This window comes from Nannocystis pusilla, assembly GCF_020073745.1.
In the GTDB taxonomy this organism is placed as follows: domain Bacteria; phylum Myxococcota_A; class Polyangia; order Nannocystales; family Nannocystaceae; genus Nannocystis; species Nannocystis radixulma.
The window spans coordinates 349,493-364,603 of record NZ_JAIRAU010000002.1 but is presented as its reverse complement, the minus strand read 5'-3'; the positions used below and the strand labels follow the sequence as shown (position 1 = coordinate 364,603).

10 protein-coding genes are annotated in these 15,111 nt (G+C 72.7%); 4 read left to right on the top strand and 6 right to left on the bottom strand.

Annotated elements, in window-relative coordinates:
• Positions 1 to 1,232 (bottom strand): lipase family protein (locus tag K7C98_RS07510; RefSeq protein ID WP_224190882.1); only part of this gene is annotated, 1,232 nt, incomplete at its 3' end.
• Positions 1,233 to 1,284: 52 nt separating this feature from the next.
• Here K7C98_RS07510 and K7C98_RS07505 point away from each other — a divergent pair.
• Positions 1,285 to 2,205: a YARHG domain-containing protein gene (locus K7C98_RS07505; protein ID WP_224190881.1), complete on the top strand. Its 921-nt coding sequence runs from the start codon at positions 1,285 to 1,287 to the stop codon at positions 2,203 to 2,205.
• 253 nt (positions 2,206 to 2,458) lie between these two features.
• Here the strand turns inward: K7C98_RS07505 and K7C98_RS07500 are convergent, their stop codons facing one another.
• Positions 2,459 to 3,394 carry a CapA family protein gene (locus K7C98_RS07500; protein ID WP_224190880.1) on the bottom strand — a complete coding sequence of 312 codons (936 nt, stop codon included), beginning with the start codon at positions 3,392 to 3,394 and terminating at the stop codon, positions 2,459 to 2,461.
• Between the two features lie 463 nt (positions 3,395 to 3,857).
• On the opposite strand from K7C98_RS07500, the gene K7C98_RS07495 reads away from it, so the two are divergent.
• The gene (locus K7C98_RS07495) at positions 3,858 to 4,880 is read left to right on the top strand and encodes a hypothetical protein (RefSeq protein ID WP_224190879.1); all 1,023 of its coding nucleotides are present in this window, start codon (positions 3,858 to 3,860) and stop codon (positions 4,878 to 4,880) included.
• A gap of 18 nt (positions 4,881 to 4,898) precedes the next feature.
• Complete coding sequence (locus K7C98_RS07490) at positions 4,899 to 5,681, top strand: hypothetical protein (protein WP_224190878.1); 783 nt, start codon at positions 4,899 to 4,901, stop codon at positions 5,679 to 5,681.
• A 223-nt stretch (positions 5,682 to 5,904) separates the two neighbouring features.
• Here K7C98_RS07490 and K7C98_RS07485 read toward each other — a convergent pair whose 3' ends face one another.
• The 3 genes from K7C98_RS07485 to K7C98_RS07475 all read right to left on the bottom strand — a co-directional run bounded on the left by K7C98_RS07485 (position 5,905) and on the right by K7C98_RS07475 (position 10,725).
• Positions 5,905 to 7,200 carry an acetyl-CoA C-acyltransferase gene (locus tag K7C98_RS07485; RefSeq protein ID WP_224190877.1) on the bottom strand — a complete coding sequence of 432 codons (1,296 nt, stop codon included), beginning with the start codon at positions 7,198 to 7,200 and terminating at the stop codon, positions 5,905 to 5,907.
• Complete coding sequence (locus K7C98_RS07480; protein ID WP_224190876.1) at positions 7,197 to 9,392, bottom strand: 3-hydroxyacyl-CoA dehydrogenase NAD-binding domain-containing protein; 2,196 nt, start codon at positions 9,390 to 9,392, stop codon at positions 7,197 to 7,199. Before K7C98_RS07480 ends, K7C98_RS07485 begins: the two co-directional genes overlap by 4 nt.
• A 226-nt stretch (positions 9,393 to 9,618) precedes the next feature.
• Positions 9,619 to 10,725 (bottom strand): pyridoxal-phosphate dependent enzyme, encoded by a 1,107-nt coding sequence (locus tag K7C98_RS07475; RefSeq protein ID WP_224190875.1) that lies wholly within the window; start codon positions 10,723 to 10,725, stop codon positions 9,619 to 9,621.
• Between the two features lie 371 nt (positions 10,726 to 11,096).
• Here K7C98_RS07475 and K7C98_RS07470 point away from each other — a divergent pair, with 371 nt between their 5' ends.
• The gene (locus tag K7C98_RS07470; protein WP_224190874.1) at positions 11,097 to 12,200 is read left to right on the top strand and encodes a tetratricopeptide repeat protein; all 1,104 of its coding nucleotides are present in this window, start codon (positions 11,097 to 11,099) and stop codon (positions 12,198 to 12,200) included.
• A 119-nt stretch (positions 12,201 to 12,319) separates the two neighbouring features.
• Here K7C98_RS07470 and K7C98_RS07465 read toward each other — a convergent pair whose 3' ends face one another.
• Entirely contained in the window at positions 12,320 to 14,872 is a 2,553-nt protein-coding gene (locus K7C98_RS07465) for a protein kinase domain-containing protein (protein WP_224190873.1), read from the bottom strand.
• Between the last annotated feature and the right edge of the window lie 239 nt (positions 14,873 to 15,111).

Genomic DNA, 15,111 nt, shown 5'->3' with positions numbered 1-15,111 from the left:
GTCGGCGTGGTCTTCAGCAGCGGGATCTCCGACTCGCCGAGGCTCGCCTGGCGCAGGAAGCAGCCCCAGTCGCCGAGCGCCTCCCAGTCGCGGTCGACCACCGCGTCGATGAACGACTGCGCGTACACCTGGTCGGTGCTGGTGACGTCGTCGGGCAGGTCGAGGTTGCAGCCCGACTCCATCATCATCGGCAGCACGCTGGCGACGTCGATCGGCGGGCCCGCGCTGAACACCTCGCCGAGGTCGCCCTGGCGGCCGGTCCAGTCCCAGCCGCCGACGACCGCCGCCGCGAGCGCCCCGGTGGTCGGTCCGAACACCGTCGCGCCGTGCTCCGTCAGCCCGATCGCGTCGGTCGGCGGGACCGCGGCGACGTTGGCGACGATGTTGAGCTCGGGCGCGTAGTGAGGCGCGTAGCGGTCGGTCCACAGCGTGGCGAAGCCGCCCTCCGACGCGCCGAACAGCACCACGTCGTCGCCGGGCAGGCTCGGCATGTCCATGTTCGCGGCCGCCAGCTCGTACAGCGCGCGGATCGAGTCGAGCGTGGCGATCGCCGTCGGCTCCGGCACGATGTACGGGTGCAGCCGGTTCGACGCCGGGCCCCAGCCGTTCATGCCGATGTAGTCCGGCGCCACCGACACGAAGCCCTTCGCCGCGAGGATGAGCGGCACCTGGAAGCCCATCGGGTCCTTGGTCGGCGCGCACGCGTCGGTGAAGCCGGTCGTCCCGTGGGCCCACACCACCACCGGGCGCTCCTCCTGCTCGGGCGTCAGCGGGAACGACACGAAGCCGGTCGTCTCGTGCTTCTCGCCGCGGTCCTGCGTGACGTAGCGGATCTTGTACACGCGCGCGCCGAAGTCGGCGGGCCCGAGCGACGCGAAGCCGTTCTGGTCGAGCAGATCGGTGATCGTCGGCGCGTCGAGCTCGATCACCTGCTGGAAGTCGACGACCTCGCCCATCCCCTCGGACGGCAGCCACTCGAACGGCGGCGCCCCGCAGCCGCCGACCGGGAACTCGTCGCCGGTGGTCCCGCTCGAGGTGTCGCCCGTCGTCGTCGACTCCGTCGCGCTCTCGGTCGTCGTCGGCGTGGCGTCGGTCGTCGTCGGCGTGTCCTCCGTCGTCGTCCCGGTCGACGTCTCGGTGCCGTTGGCGGTGTCGGTGGAGTTGAGATCGTCGCCGCACGCGGTCGCCAGCGCGCAGGCCACGACGAGCGGTGTCACATGTCGGTAGACCATGGGCGCCATCATCGCTCACCCGCCTGTGCGCTCGCCAGGGTAAATTGCCCCCATGAATCGACCTTCACGCCCCGGGCGTCCGCGCCTCGTGCTCGCCGCGTTCGCCCTCCTCGCATTCGCGTGCGACAAGCCCGCGACCGAGGCCGCACCGGAGCGCCCCGCCGCGCCTGCGCCCACACCCGCCCCTGCGCCCGCGCCCGCGCCCGAGGCCGCGGACCTGCCCCCAAAGACAGATCCGCCCGCACCCGCCCCGACCGCCGCCGCGCGGCCCCTCTACCACGACGGGCCCATCACCCCTGCGGACCTCTCCGACCGGACCCTGCGCGAGCTCACGCTGATGCGCAACACGATCTACGCGCGCGTCGGCCAGAGCTTCCGCAAGCCGTGGCTCGACCGGCACTTCCGCCAGTTCGACTGGTACGCCCCGAAGCCGACCCCCGAGCTCGCCCGCCTCACGCCGACCGACTACAGCAACGCCCGCGCGATCGTCGAGCACGAGCAGGCGATCCCGAGGACGACCATCGAGGCGGCGCAGAAGGCCCTCCTCGCCAAGAAGGCCGCCGGTCCGCTCGGACCCGAGGAGGACATCGAGCTCGAGCTCATCGCCGTGCGCCTCGGCGGCTGGACGGCCGACCCCGAGCTCAAGCCCGAGGACCTCTCGCCGCTCGCCGACCCCGGCCAGCTCGACGCCCTGCTGGCGGCCAACCAGCTCGCCACCCTCTCGCTCCGCGACCTCCGGATGCTGCGCAACACCATCTACGCCCGCCGCGGCCGCCCGTTCCGCTCGGTGCTCCTGCAGGAGTACTTCGGCGGCATGGACTGGTACGAGGCCGACGACGCCTTCACCGACGCCAAGCTCACCGCCGTCGACCGCAAGAACATCCGCCTGGTCCAGAGCGTGGAGAAGGCCAACGGCGGCCCCCTCACCGACTACGAGCACAAGGTCGAGGAGGGGTGGTTCTTCGCCGCCTGATGACCAGGCAGCGCCCCGGGCGGGCGCAGGATCAATTTCAAAGCCGCGGTGACCTCCGGGACATGTCCCGGGGCGCATGTTCTCCAAAACATGCGCCCGTGGACATGTCTACTCAATCATGTTTGAAATCGGCGGCGCCGCTTCGCACGGGCCCGCGTCTGTAGGTGCACCGCGAGCCAGCTCGACGCGCGCAGGTCAACGCCGAGCCGAGCCATCCGGATCGAACGTCGCCGAGGGCCGACTCACCCGCGGCTCACGGCGCGAGCGTGAAACGATCGGCCTCTCGCCGGCCGCGGACCCCGATCGCCTGCAGCAGGTCGAGCACCGGCCCTGGATCGGCCGCCTGCCGCGCCGGCTGCCCGGACAGCCCGGCGTCGATCGGTACCAGGACGGAAGACTCCACCCCGCCGCGGCCGAGTCGCACGCGCAGCGCCAGCGCCTCGCGCTCCTCCGTGCAGTCGCAGGCGAACGTCGCGTTCCCGAGCCCCCACGCCACCACGGCAGGCCCGCGCAGCTCCGCGCCTGCCAGCGAGTGCGACCCGTGGGCCACGACCACCGCCGCACCTGCCTCGAGAGCCAGCTCGGCCGCCTGCCGCAGCGGCGGCTCGGGCAGGTACAGCGGCGGTCCCGTCCGATGGAACCCGACCACCAGCACGTCCCCGGCCGCGCGCGCCGCCGCCAGCGCCGCCGGCAGCTCCGCCGCCACCGTCTCGCCGACCTCGAAGCCCGCCAGCGCCACACGGAGCCCGCCGCGCTCGATCACCGCCACTCCCGCCGCCCCGCCGAACGGCGCCACCCCGGCCGCGCGCAGCGCCGCCGCCGTCGCCGCCTGTCCCTCAGGGCCGGCGTCCCCCGCGTGATTGTTGGCCACCTGCGCCGCCACGATGCCCGCGCGCGCCAGCTCCCCCGGCGCGCCTGTCCCATTGAACAGACGAATCGCCCCCGGCTCGCGCACCACCCCCTGCTCACCTCGCCCGTCGATCGGCCCCTCGAGGTTGACGACCCCGCTCGCCCCGCCCATCGCCGCCGCCAGCTCGTCCAGCGCCCCCGCCCCGCCCTTGCCGAGGTGGACATCCCCCGCGAACCACAGCTCGGCAACGGACCCCGCCTCGACGTCGGACCTGTCCGATCGGCCAGCCCCGCCCCCGCACGCGAGCGCGCCGCTCAAGATCGCCGCCAGCGCCCGCATCCCGCGATCATGCCGCGCTTCCGGCCCACGCGCCAGCCTCCGCCCCACACGCCGCGCCGCGAGCGCGAGCGCGAGCCGCACCGTGCTCACCAACATGTCCTTCAAGACAGCCATCTGTGCCACCGTCCACGAGAGCTCGACGCTCGTCCGCACGGCGACGAGCGGGGCCGCCACGCTCTCCGCCGGCGGCCCGGGGACGGCGCAGCGGGAAGCAGCGGGGGGCTCTGCACCTGGCGCGCAGACGCCGAGCCGCTCTTCGCACACGCCTCACCCGCCTGCGGCGTCGAGCACCTGGTGTGGAAGGACCCGCGTCGCAGGGACCCGCTGCGCCGTCCCCGGGCCGCCTCGCCACGCTCCCCACGCCCCGCGCCCCCGCACACGCGACCGGCCGCCGAACTCCCCACGCCGCCCCCACGCCAGCCGAACTTGCACGCCAGTCCGCGCTTCGTCATCCTCCCGCCTCATGGCGATGATCTCGCGGAAGAAGCGCCCCTACCGGGTACAGGACGGCCTGCGCAGCTATCTCCGCCGCCACGGCCGCCTCACCGAGCTCCCCGTTTCCTACGCCGACCTCACCCGCTACGACGACGCCACCCCCGTCTACGACAAGCGCGGTCGGGACACCTTGTGGCAGTCGGTGTTGTTTCCGGCCTCGATGCGCAAGGAGATCCACCGCGACCTCGTGCGCACGTACGCGACCATGCGGGTCATGGGCAACGCCGCGTTGATGCAGCACCTCATCACCGATCGCGTCGACGTGTGCACCTACGGCAACACCCAGCCGTTCCGCGTCCGCATTTTAAACACTCTCAACGAGAACTTCGACTACTTCTACGTCAAGCACGCCGACGCCTCGCGGCTCTACGGCCTCGAGCTCGAGGACCTGCTCTCGCCGAACCGGATCCAGTACATCACCGACGGCGCCACCCTCATCGAGGAGCACATCTCCGGGATCCCCGGCGATCAGTTCATCCGCGAGCACCTGGGCGACTCGCGGATCGAGGCCGTGCGGCTCGCCAAGGAGTTCGTCAAGTTCAACGAGCGCTGCTTCGTGCGCCTCCTGGGCGACATGCACTCGAGCAACTTCGTCGTCAACGTCATCCCCGACCTCGACGAGGTCATGGTGCGGCTGCGCGCGATCGACTTCGATCAGCAGAGCTACGAGGGCCGCTGCAACGTCTACATGCCCAAGTACTACTCGCAGAACAACGCCGTCATCTTCCTCGCCATGCAGTGCATGACCCACGAGTCGGTCAAGCAGTACCAGGAGGAGGAGCACGCCCTGTTGCGGCTGCGCGCCCGGGCCGAACACGAGGCCCTCGGCGATCTCCTGCACACCATGAGCGGCGACGACCTCGCCCCGCTCGACCACATCGTGCGGCTGCGGCAGGAGCTCGCGCATCACCACCGCGACGACCGGTTCCTGCGCTGCGAGTCCATGGGCGAACTCGTGCGCGCCTCCTTGAGCCTGCTCGACTGGGAGTAGGCGTGCCATAGTGATGCGGTGAGCATCGCCCGCGAGTACACCCGTTCGTTGCGCAAGCACCTGCGCTGCCGCGCCGTCTGGCCCCCGCTCATCGACGTGAAGCCCGGCGACTACGGCGTGTTCCGCGGCGGCGTGTTCGCCCGCGTCGGCCACCTCACCACCGACTTCGGCGTCCCCGTCGTCGTCGAGCCCGGCGGCCGGCGCACCGACAAGTTCCAGTACCACAGCGACGGCGAGCTCGGCTTCGGCGCCGCCGCCGAGGTCGCCTACGGCCCGGCCGACGTCGGCCTGCAGATCGGCCTCACGCGCCGCTCGTCCTTCTTCGTCTCCGTCTCCGAGCTCGACGTCGACCGCCTGCAGAGCCCGCGCCGGATCGCGCTCGCCCTGCGCGAGCGCGACGACTGGCCGTTCCTGCGTTACTTCATCGTCCACGAGGCCTTCACGGGCCGCGACCTGCTGTTCTACGGCTCCGAGTCCGGCGGCGCCGACGTCACCGTCCGCGCCGAGCCGCTCGACCTGCGGCGCTTCCAGCAGCTCGGCAAGCTCGGCGCCTCCGTCCGGATCGTCGCCACCGGCGACGTCGGCCTGCAATACCGCGGCAGCCCCGACGTGGTCGCCGCCGTCGGCCTCAACCTCTTCCGCGTGAAGCGCGTCGGCCTCGCCCCCCTCGCCGTCGCCCCCGCCCTCGAGGCCGCTCCCGCCGCCACCCGGCTCGCCGCCCGCGCCGACCTCGCCGACGGCGCCTTCGACCCGCTCGGCGACGACATCGACGACGACGACCTCGACGACCGGCTCTGCTAGCTTACTGTCCTCGACGACATGTCCCGTAAGGCATGTTGTCGAGCACATGCCCGATAAAACATGTCCTCGGCGCCACCACGAGCCAGCCGCGACAGCCACGGTTCAGGCGCGACCCCTCCGCCCCATCACCTCGCGCAGGAGCGATCGGGGACGCAGCAAGGTCGCCGTGCAGGCAGCACGGCGACCTTGCGAAGTCATCAGCGGCTCGCGCCGCGAGCGCGGGCTACGCCCGCTCGAAGACCAGCGCCGAGCCCATGCCTCCGGCCGCGCAGGCCGAGATGAGGCCGAACTGGGCCGACTTCTGGGCCATCTGGTCGAGCAGCTGCAGGACCAGGCGGCCGCCGGTCGCGCCGAACGGGTGGCCGAGGCTGATGCTGCCGCCCCACTGGTTGATGAACGTCGGATCGATCTCGCCGACCGGCGCCGCGCGGCCGAGCTTCTCGGCGCAGTACTTGGCCGACGCGAGCCCGTGGATGTTCGCCAGCACCTGGGCCGCGAACGCCTCGTGCATCTCGATCACCCCGAGGTCGGACAGCGTCAGGCCGGTCTGATCGAGCACGCTGGCCACCGCGCTGACAGGGCCCATGAGCAGGTGCTCGAACGGGTCGATGGCGGTGTACTGGTAGCCGCGGAGCAGCCCGAGGATGGGCCAGCCCTCGGCGCGGGCGACCTCCTCCGAGGCCAGCAGCACGGCCGACGCGCCGTCGGTCAGCGGCGAGCTGTTGCCGGCGGTGACCGAGCCGAGCTCGCGGTCGAACACCGGCTTGAGCGCGGCCAGCTTCTCCACCGCCGTGTCGGGGCGCGGGTGGTCGTCGCTCGTCACGATCGCCATCTCCTTGCCCCTGGGCACGGCGACGGGGGCGATCCGCGGCGAGATCAGCTTGTTCTTCCACGCCTCGCCGGCGCGGTGGTGGCTCTGGGCGGCGAACTTGTCCTGGTCTTCGCGCTTGATGCCGAACGCCTTGGCCATCTTCTCGGCCGACTGGCCCATCGTCTGGCCGGTCGACGTCTCGGCGATGGCCGGGGCCACCGGGGCGAGGTCGGACAGCTTGACCCCGCGGAACGCCTTGAGACGCTCGCTGGCGCTGCGGGCCTTGCTGGCCTGGAACAGCGCGTCGCGGAAGCGGCGGCCGTACTGGATCGGCACGTCGCTGAGGACCTCGGCGCCGCCGGCGAGGACGACGTCGGCCTTGCCGAGCGCGATGGTCTCGGCGGCCGTCGTGATCGCCTGGTTGCTCGAGATGCACGCCATGCTGATCGTGTAGCCCGGCACGCCCGTCGGGAACGCGCCCGCCAGCGCGATCTCGCGGGCGATGTTCGGCGCGCCGACCGGCGGCGAGACGATGCCGAAGATGATCTGCTGCACGCGCTCGGGCCGGATCTGGGCCCGCATCAGCGTCTCGCGGGCCGCCGCCACCCCGAGCTGCACGGCCGAGCTGCGGACCAGCTGCCCGCCCGCCTTACAAAAGGGCGTACGCGCCCCGGCGACCACCGCGACCTTGCGGATCAGCGAACTCATGCGGCACCTCCCTCATTGTCGTTGAGGCTCGAGAAATTCTTGCCCGACCTGGCCAGCTCGAGGAGCAGCGCCGGCGGCGTGTACGTGTCGCCGTAGCGCTCGCGCAGCTGCGCCAGGCGGCTGCACACCGCGCCCGGGCCGAGCGCATCGATGTGGCGGAACGGGCCCCCGCGCATCGGCGGATAGCCGAAGCCGAACACCGCGCCGATGTCCCCGTCGCGCGGCGAGGCGATGATGCCCTCTTCGAGGCAGCGGATCGCCTCGAGCGCGGCGATCAGCGTCAAGCGCTCGCCCAGCTCCTCCGGATCGCCGGGCTCGGCCAGCGGCGTGCGGCCGGCGAAGAACTCGTAGACCTCGGGGTCGACGCGCTTGCGCGGCTTCTTGCCGAGGAACCCGCGCTCGTGCTCGCCCGGGTAGATGTAGAACCCGCGGCCGTTCTTGCGGCCGTACCGCTTGCTGGCGAGGAACTGGTCGACCGTGTCGGGCACGACGATGCGCTCGGGGAACGCCTCGGCCAATGTCTTCGACACCTTCGCGCCGACGTCGATGCCGACCTCGTCGAGCAGCGTGATCGGGCCGACCGGCCAGCCGATCTGACGCGCACCGCGGTCGACCGCCTCGATGGTGTGGCCGTCCTGCACCATCTGCAGCGCCGCCATCAAGTAGAAGCCGAGCACGCGGGTGGTGTAGAAGCCCGGGCCGTCCTTGACCACGATCGGCGTCTTGCCGATCTGCGCCGCGTAGCGCAGGCAGGTCGCCAGCGTCTGCGGCGACGTCTCCGGCGTCACCACGATCTCGAGCAGCGGCATCTTCGACACCGGCGAGAAGAAGTGGAGGCCGATCAGGCGGTCCTTGTGCTGCAGCTTGGCGCCGATCTTGCCGATCGGCAGCGCGGAGGTGTTGGTCGCCAGGATCGTCTCCGCCGGCACCATCGCCTCGAGCTGGGCGAACACGTCCTGCTTGAGGCCCAGGTTCTCGGGCACCGCCTCGATGATGAGGTCCATCGTGCCGAAGCCCGCCAGCTCGAGGCTGCCGCTGACCCGGCTCCTGGCCTTGAAGACATGTCGCTCGCCGAGGCTCCGGGCCCGGCGGTCGAAGTACGACTTGCAGTGGGCCAGCGCCTTCGCCAGCGGCTCGGGGGCGATGTCGCGGATCCGCGTCTCGATGCCCTTCTCGGCCGAGACCACGGCGATGTCGGCGCCCATGAAGCCGCCGCCGACCATGCCGAGGCGGTGGATCGGCAGGCCCTCGACGACCTCGCCCTCGGCGTCCTTGACCTCTTGCTTCTTGAGCGCGTTGCTGCGGCGGAACAGCGACACCAGGTTCTGCGCCACCGGCCCGACCGCCAGCTCGGCGAACGCCGGCGGCTCCTGGGCCAGCGCCTCGTCGAGCGACAGCGACAGGTTGCGCTCGACCAGATCGATGGCCACCAGCGGCGCCGGGTACAGGCCCAGCGTCTTGCGCTGGACCGTCTTGCGCGCCTGGCCGAACAGCACGCGGCGACCGACCGGGTTGTGCTCGAGCAGCGCGCGGACCACGTCGCTCTTCGGGTGCAGGTGCGGCTCGATCTTGTGCGCGGCCAGCAGCCCGGCGGCCCGGCGGGCGGCCGCCAGCAGCGACTCCTCGCTCACCACCTGATCGATGAGCCCCATCTTCTTGGCCGCGCGCGGGCGGACGTTGCGGCCGGTGAGGATCATGTCGAGCGCCTCGCGCACGCCGACGAGCCGCGGCAGGCGGGTCACGCCGCCGGCGCCGGGGAACAGCCCCAGCATCACCTCGGGCAGCGCCAGCACCGTCTTCGGCGAGTCGGTGGCGATCCGCCAGGTGCAGGCCAGCGCCAGCTCGAGGCCGGCGCCCAGGCACGCGCCGTGGATGGCGGCGACGATCGGCACCTTCGACGCGGCGATCCGCTTGAGGACCTCGTGGCCCTTGCGACCGAAGGCCTCGATCTCCTTGCGGTCCTTCGCCGTGGCGAACACGTCGACGTCGGCGCCGGCGATGAAGTTGTCGGGCTTGCCCGAGATCAACACGACGCCGGCCAAACCGGGCGTGCCGTCGAGCGCCGCGAACTGCTCCTCGATCGCGGCGAGCGCCGCCGGGGCGATCGCGTTGACCTTCTCGCCCGGGCGGTCGATCGTGATGACCGCGAGGCGGGGCGAGACCTCCGGTGGGTCGAGCGTGAGGGTGAACATGGCGGCGGGACATTGACGCGAAGGCCCACCCGGCGCAAGCACAAACCGCCTGCCGCTTGCGGACGGCCGCCGGCCGCCGGGGTCGGCCGGACCCGGAGCTCGCCCCCGCCCGACCGCCGCCGGCCGCCGTGTCCGGCCAGGCCCGGCGGACGACCTCGCTCGAGTTGCGAGAAGAACTTCAGGACATGTCCGTCACGACATGTTCTGAAGTTCTCCTGACTCCGCCCTAACGCGCGGCCGAGAGCGCCGCGCCGGCGCGGATCAATCGCCGGCGCAGGGCGATGGGCAGGCGCGCCTCCCAGCCCTCGACGATGTGCGGCCGCAGGTCCGTCGCGCCGTGGGTGTCCCAGAACAGCACCGGCCCGGCGACCGCCCCGGCCGCGAGGTCGCGCCGCAGCGCGGCCAGGCACTTGCCGGTGTAGGTCGTCTCGAGCGAGAGGCCGCCGCCCGCGGCCAGGGCGACGGCCTCTTCCCCCGCCGCGGTCGGCACGGCGTAGCCCGACCCGACCTGCGAGTGGTCGATCGACCAGGTCACGCCGGCGCGCGCCAACAACCCGGCCGGTCCGAGCGCGGCCAGGTCCTGACGCAGCCCGGCGCGCACCAGCGCGGCGAAGATCTGGTCGAGCGTGCGCCTGAGCAGATATGTCCCGAGGTACAGGCGCTCGAGCGCCGACACCACGCGCACGCGCACCGGCAGCCCCGCGAGCGCGAACCCGAGGGCCAGGCCGCAGCACGAGCCGCACGTGCCCCCGGTGACGTAGAGCGCCTGCGGGGCCGGCAGCGCGCCCTCGGCGACCTGCTGCGCCAGCTCGAGCCCGGCCTCGACGAAGCCGAGGCCGCTGAGCCCGGTGGTCCCGCCCGGCGGCATGTAGACGCCGCGCTCGGCCGGTCGAGCCCACGTGTGATACGCCAGCCACGCCACCGGCAGGGCCGGTCGCGTCGGCACGGCCCACAGCTTGGCTCCGGTCGACAGCAGCAGCCCGAGATCCTCCAGCGTGTGCGCCGTCGGGACCTGGTCGAACACCCACGCGTGCAGCTCGCGGCCCTGTTCGCGCAGGTGCAGCGCCAGCGCGACGAGGTGATGGCTGCCGATCCCGCCGACCGACACGATCGGACGTCGATCGTCGTACGGGGGATTGGCCAGCAGCCACTCCAGCTTGCGCACCTTGCCGCCGCCATAGAGACGGCTGGTCTGGTCGTCGCGCTTGACGTAGACCTCGGCGCCCGGGGCATCGAGCCACGGCGCGCGCTCGACCGGCGTCGGCAACGTCGCCAGATCGAGCCGGGCCGGGGGTTCGCGCAGGAATGGCGAGAGATGGTGTTCGCGCTTCATGGTGCCCAGCGGCGAGGTCGCGAGCTTGCCCGAGACGCCGCGCGCCGGATATCGAGGATAACCGAGACCTTCCTCATGGGAAGACCCGGGTCTGTTTCACCCCGATGCTGGGTCGCGGCCGCTGGGCCCGCTATGCTCCCCGGATAATGAAGCCTTGCCCGTTCTGTGGGGAGCAGATCCAGGAGGTCGCAGTCAAGTGCCGGTACTGCGGGGAGTGGTTGGATCCGTCGCGGCGACCTGACGCGGCCCCTGCGGCGGCGCCGCCATCGTCTGCACACGAGGCTTCGTTCGCGTCCCTCAACCCGCCGTCGCACGCCGTCGACGGCCACGCTCCGGGACATGTCCATACGCACATGTCTTACGGGGCACCCGTGAGCGACGCCGCCTCCCCGGCCCCCGGCTCGCCGCAGGACCCCGTGTTCTCGACCACGATCCGCGGCGGCATCCCCCCGCTCGCGGTCGAGCCGCGGCCCAAGACCGGACCGAACCCCGCGCCCGAGCGGCCGCTCGCCGACCTCCCCGTCGCCTCGAGCCGCGCCGCCGACCCCGACCTCGATCTCGACGTCCTGCCCTCGCTGACGCCGGCGCCCTCGCCCTCGCCTGCCGACTCGCTGTCCTCGTTCCCGCCGCTCGGCGGCCCGCTGCCGTCGTACACCCCGGTCGCCTCCGCCGCGCCGATGTCGTCGTTCACGCCCTCCGCGCCCTCGCCGATCGCCTCCGCGCCGGTCCCCGCGCCGCCCGGCGAGCCCGCGCCGTCGTTCCAGGCCCGCCCGGCCGACGAGTTCATGCAGGCCTTCCTCGGCGCCGCCGAGCCGGCCAGCGACAGCGGCGGCGACGACGATCTGTTCGCCGCCCCGCCCCCGCCCCCGCCTCCGCCGTGGCCGATCATCGGGGCCGTGGCCGCGGTCGTCGTCCTGCTCGTGCTCTACGTCGGCCGCGACTCGATGTTCGGCGGGGACGACGGCGGCGCCGACGCGGCCGCCGACACCGCGGCCGACGTCGCCGCGGACACGAAGGCGCCCGAGGTCAAGGCCGAGCCGCCGCCCGAGACCAAGCTCGCCGAGGCCAAGGCGGAGCCGAAGCCCCCGCCGCCCGCGCTCACCGACCCCGCCTTCGTCGAGCGCCTCGCCAAGGCCAAGGCCGCCTACAGCGACGGCAAGCTCAAGGCCACCGCCGCCGCGCTGGCGGAGCTGTCGAAGCAGGCGCCCGAGCACCCCGAGGTGCTGCTGCTGACCGCCCAGGTCCAGCTCGAGGAGGGCAAGATCGCCGAGTCGCGGACCACCGCCGACAAGTGCGTCGCCCTCGACCCCAACCTCGCCGACTGCTGGCTCACCCTCGGCGTGCTGCGCCAGCACGGCAAGGACGACGCCGGCGCCGTGATCGCCTACGAGACCTACCTGAAGCTGGCCCCGTCCGGCCGCTACGCCCGCGACGCCAACTCGCAGCTGGCCCGCCTGCGTCGCAGCGCCGGCTGAGGCCGCGGCCCGGTCGAAAGGGCATGTCCGTCAGGGCATGCCCTTTTGCGCATGTTCGTGGCGACATGTTCGTTCGAGCATGCCCAATGGCACATGTCCCGAAGTTCCGACGGCCGGCCTCAGCGTTGCTCGCAGGTGCTGGCGAACAGCGCCTCGGCGCCGGCGCGGCGGGGGTCGTTCGCCGGCACCGCGGTCTGCCCGCTCGCCAGCAGCGCGCACACGCGGGCGCGCTCGGCGGTGCGCCCGGCCAGCAGCGAGGCCAGCAGCAGCGACGCCTGGCCGCGCTCGAGCTCCGGCCCGCGCTGGCTGGCCCGCACGCGCTCGAACCAGCGGACGGCCTCGTCGCGCTCGCCGGCCGCCGCCGCCAGCTCCCCGGCTCGCAGCGCCGCGCGCGGCGCCTTGGCCGGGTCGCTCTCGAGCGTGCTGTCGTACATCTCGGCGGCCCGGGCGTAGAACTGGCGCGCCTCGGCGTGGCGGCCCTGCGCCGCCGCGACCTCGGCGAGGCCGTTCAGCGCGTCGCCGACGGGCTCGCGCCGCAGCCCCTCGCGCTCGCCGATCGCCAGCGCCCGGCTGAAGTACTGCTGCGCCTCCGCGAACCCGCCGACGCCGACGTAGGCCATCCCGAGGCCCGCCAGCGGATCGACGAGCCAGCGGTGCTCGGCGCCCAGCGACGGCTCGAGCAGCGCGATCGCCTCGCGGTAGTCCGCGATCGCCTCGGTGTACGCGCCCTGGCGCACCGCGACGTCGCCGAGCCCGATCCGCGGGTGCGCGCCGAGCGGGTGATCGGCGCCGAAGATGCTGACGAACAGCTCGCGCGCGCGCTCGAACTGCGGCCGCGCCTCGTCGAGCCGCCCGTGGTTGACGTACATGATCCCGAGGTTGTGATGCACGATCGCCGCCAGCGGATCGGCCTCGCCGCGCACGCGCAGGGCCTCGATCGCGCGCTCGTAGTGCGCCCGCGCCAGGTCGACGCTGCCCTCGCGATCGTCGTGCATCGTGCCGATGTTGTTGTGCAGCAGCGCGACCAGGCGGGCCTCGCCGTGGGTGCGGGCCACCAGCGCCTCGGCGTACATCACCGCCGCCAGCCCCTCGCTGCGGCGGCTCTCGTCGCTGCCGACGACGTACATGTGGATCACCGCCGCCTCGGCGGCGACGGCGTGCTGGTCGTTGGCGATGCCGAGCCGCACCGCCTCGGCCAAGGCCGCCTCCGCCTCCACCACGCGGACCGACGCCATCTTGAGCCGGCCGTCGGTGAGCGCCGCCTCGGCGGCCAGCGGCGCGTAGCCGATCCGCGCCGCCTCGGCGCGCACCTCGGCGGCGATCTGCAGCCCCTCGTCGTAGCGCCCGGTCTGCTCGAGCACGTCGGCGCGGGCGAGCCGGGCCCGCAGCGCCTCGATCTCGCGGGCCACGGCGGGGTCGTCGGGCAGCTCCACCGCCAGCAACGCGTTGGCGTCGGCGCAGGCGGCGAGGCCCGGCAGCGACGCGGTCGCCTGCACCGCGTTCTCGACGACCGACGGATCGGGCGCCATGAACACCTGGATCAGCGCCGACAGGTGGGCCATGCGCTGGTCGAGGCACGCGTTGCGCAGGTCGGTCAGGCGATCGGTCTGCACGCCTGACGCGCGCTCCTCGCAGACCGCCCTTCGCTCGTCGCGCCACGCCTCCGCGTAGTCCTCGAGGCGGGTGATCACGCGCTCGCCGACGTCGCGGGCGAACACCAGGCCGGTGGCCTGGAACGCGCGACGCACCTCGTTGCGCTGCGGCTCGCCCCAGACCGCGTCCAGGCGCTCGCCCGCGACCTCGCAGCGCGGTTGTTCGATCGCCCGGGCGGTCGCCAGCGCGTAGCTGGCGACCGCGACCACCACCAGCGCGACCGTGACGGTCAACACGCGCAGCGGCGCGGCCCACGGGTCGTGCTCGAGCGCCGCCAGCATGTCGGCCATGCTCGGCCAGCGCTCGCCGGGCTCCGGCCGCAGCGCGCGCTCGATGATGCGGAAGAACCGGCGCGGGATCTTCGAGTCGGACGGCGGCGGCGGCACGTCACCGATCTCGATCGCCTCGCGCAGCAGGATCGACGTCGCCCCGGCGAACGGCCGGCGCCCGTACAGCACCTCGTAGAGCGTGACCGCGAAGCTGAACTGGTCCGCGCGCGGTCCGGCCGACACGCCGCGCCATTGCTCGGGCGGCATGTAGCGCGGCGTCCCGAGCACCGAGTTGTCATCCTCCGTGTCGCCCGCGCCCGCCTGTGCCAGGCCGAAGTCGACCACGCGCGCCAGCCCCGACGCGTCGACCACCACGTTGTCGGGCTTGAAGTCGTGGTGCACCACGCCCGCGTCGTGCGCGGCCTGCAGCCCGCGACCGGCCTGGATCATCACCGCCAGGCGCTGCCGCCACGGCCGCGGCTCCGCGCGCATCCAGGCCCGCAGCGTCGCCCCGCTGAGGAACTCCATCACCAGGTAGACCTGCCCGCGGAAGTTGCCCACCTCGTACACGCGGACCACGTGCGGGTGCTCGACCTTCGCCAGCGCCTGCGCCTCGCGCAGCAGCGCCGCCTCGTGGCCCTGTCCGTCCTCGTCGGGCAGCACCAGCTTGATCGCCACCTTGCGATCGAGGTCGTTGTCGTAGGCGGCGTACACCACCCCCATGCCGCCGGCCCCCAGCTGCGACAGCACGCGATAACGACCGATGCTCTGCGGGACCTCGACCGGCTCACGCGGCGCGCGCGGAGTCGGGGGGAGTTTCTCCCCCGGAACCGTGTCTTCCACGTCGCCTGCGCTCACCGCTCATGATCATAACCCGCTCCGTCGTATGTGCAGTTCGTAGGTCGCACACCGCTTGCGTCGCACGGGCTCGCTTGTGCGCGCGACCGATCGCCACCGCTGAGGCCGCTGCATGCGCCTGCCGTCAATTC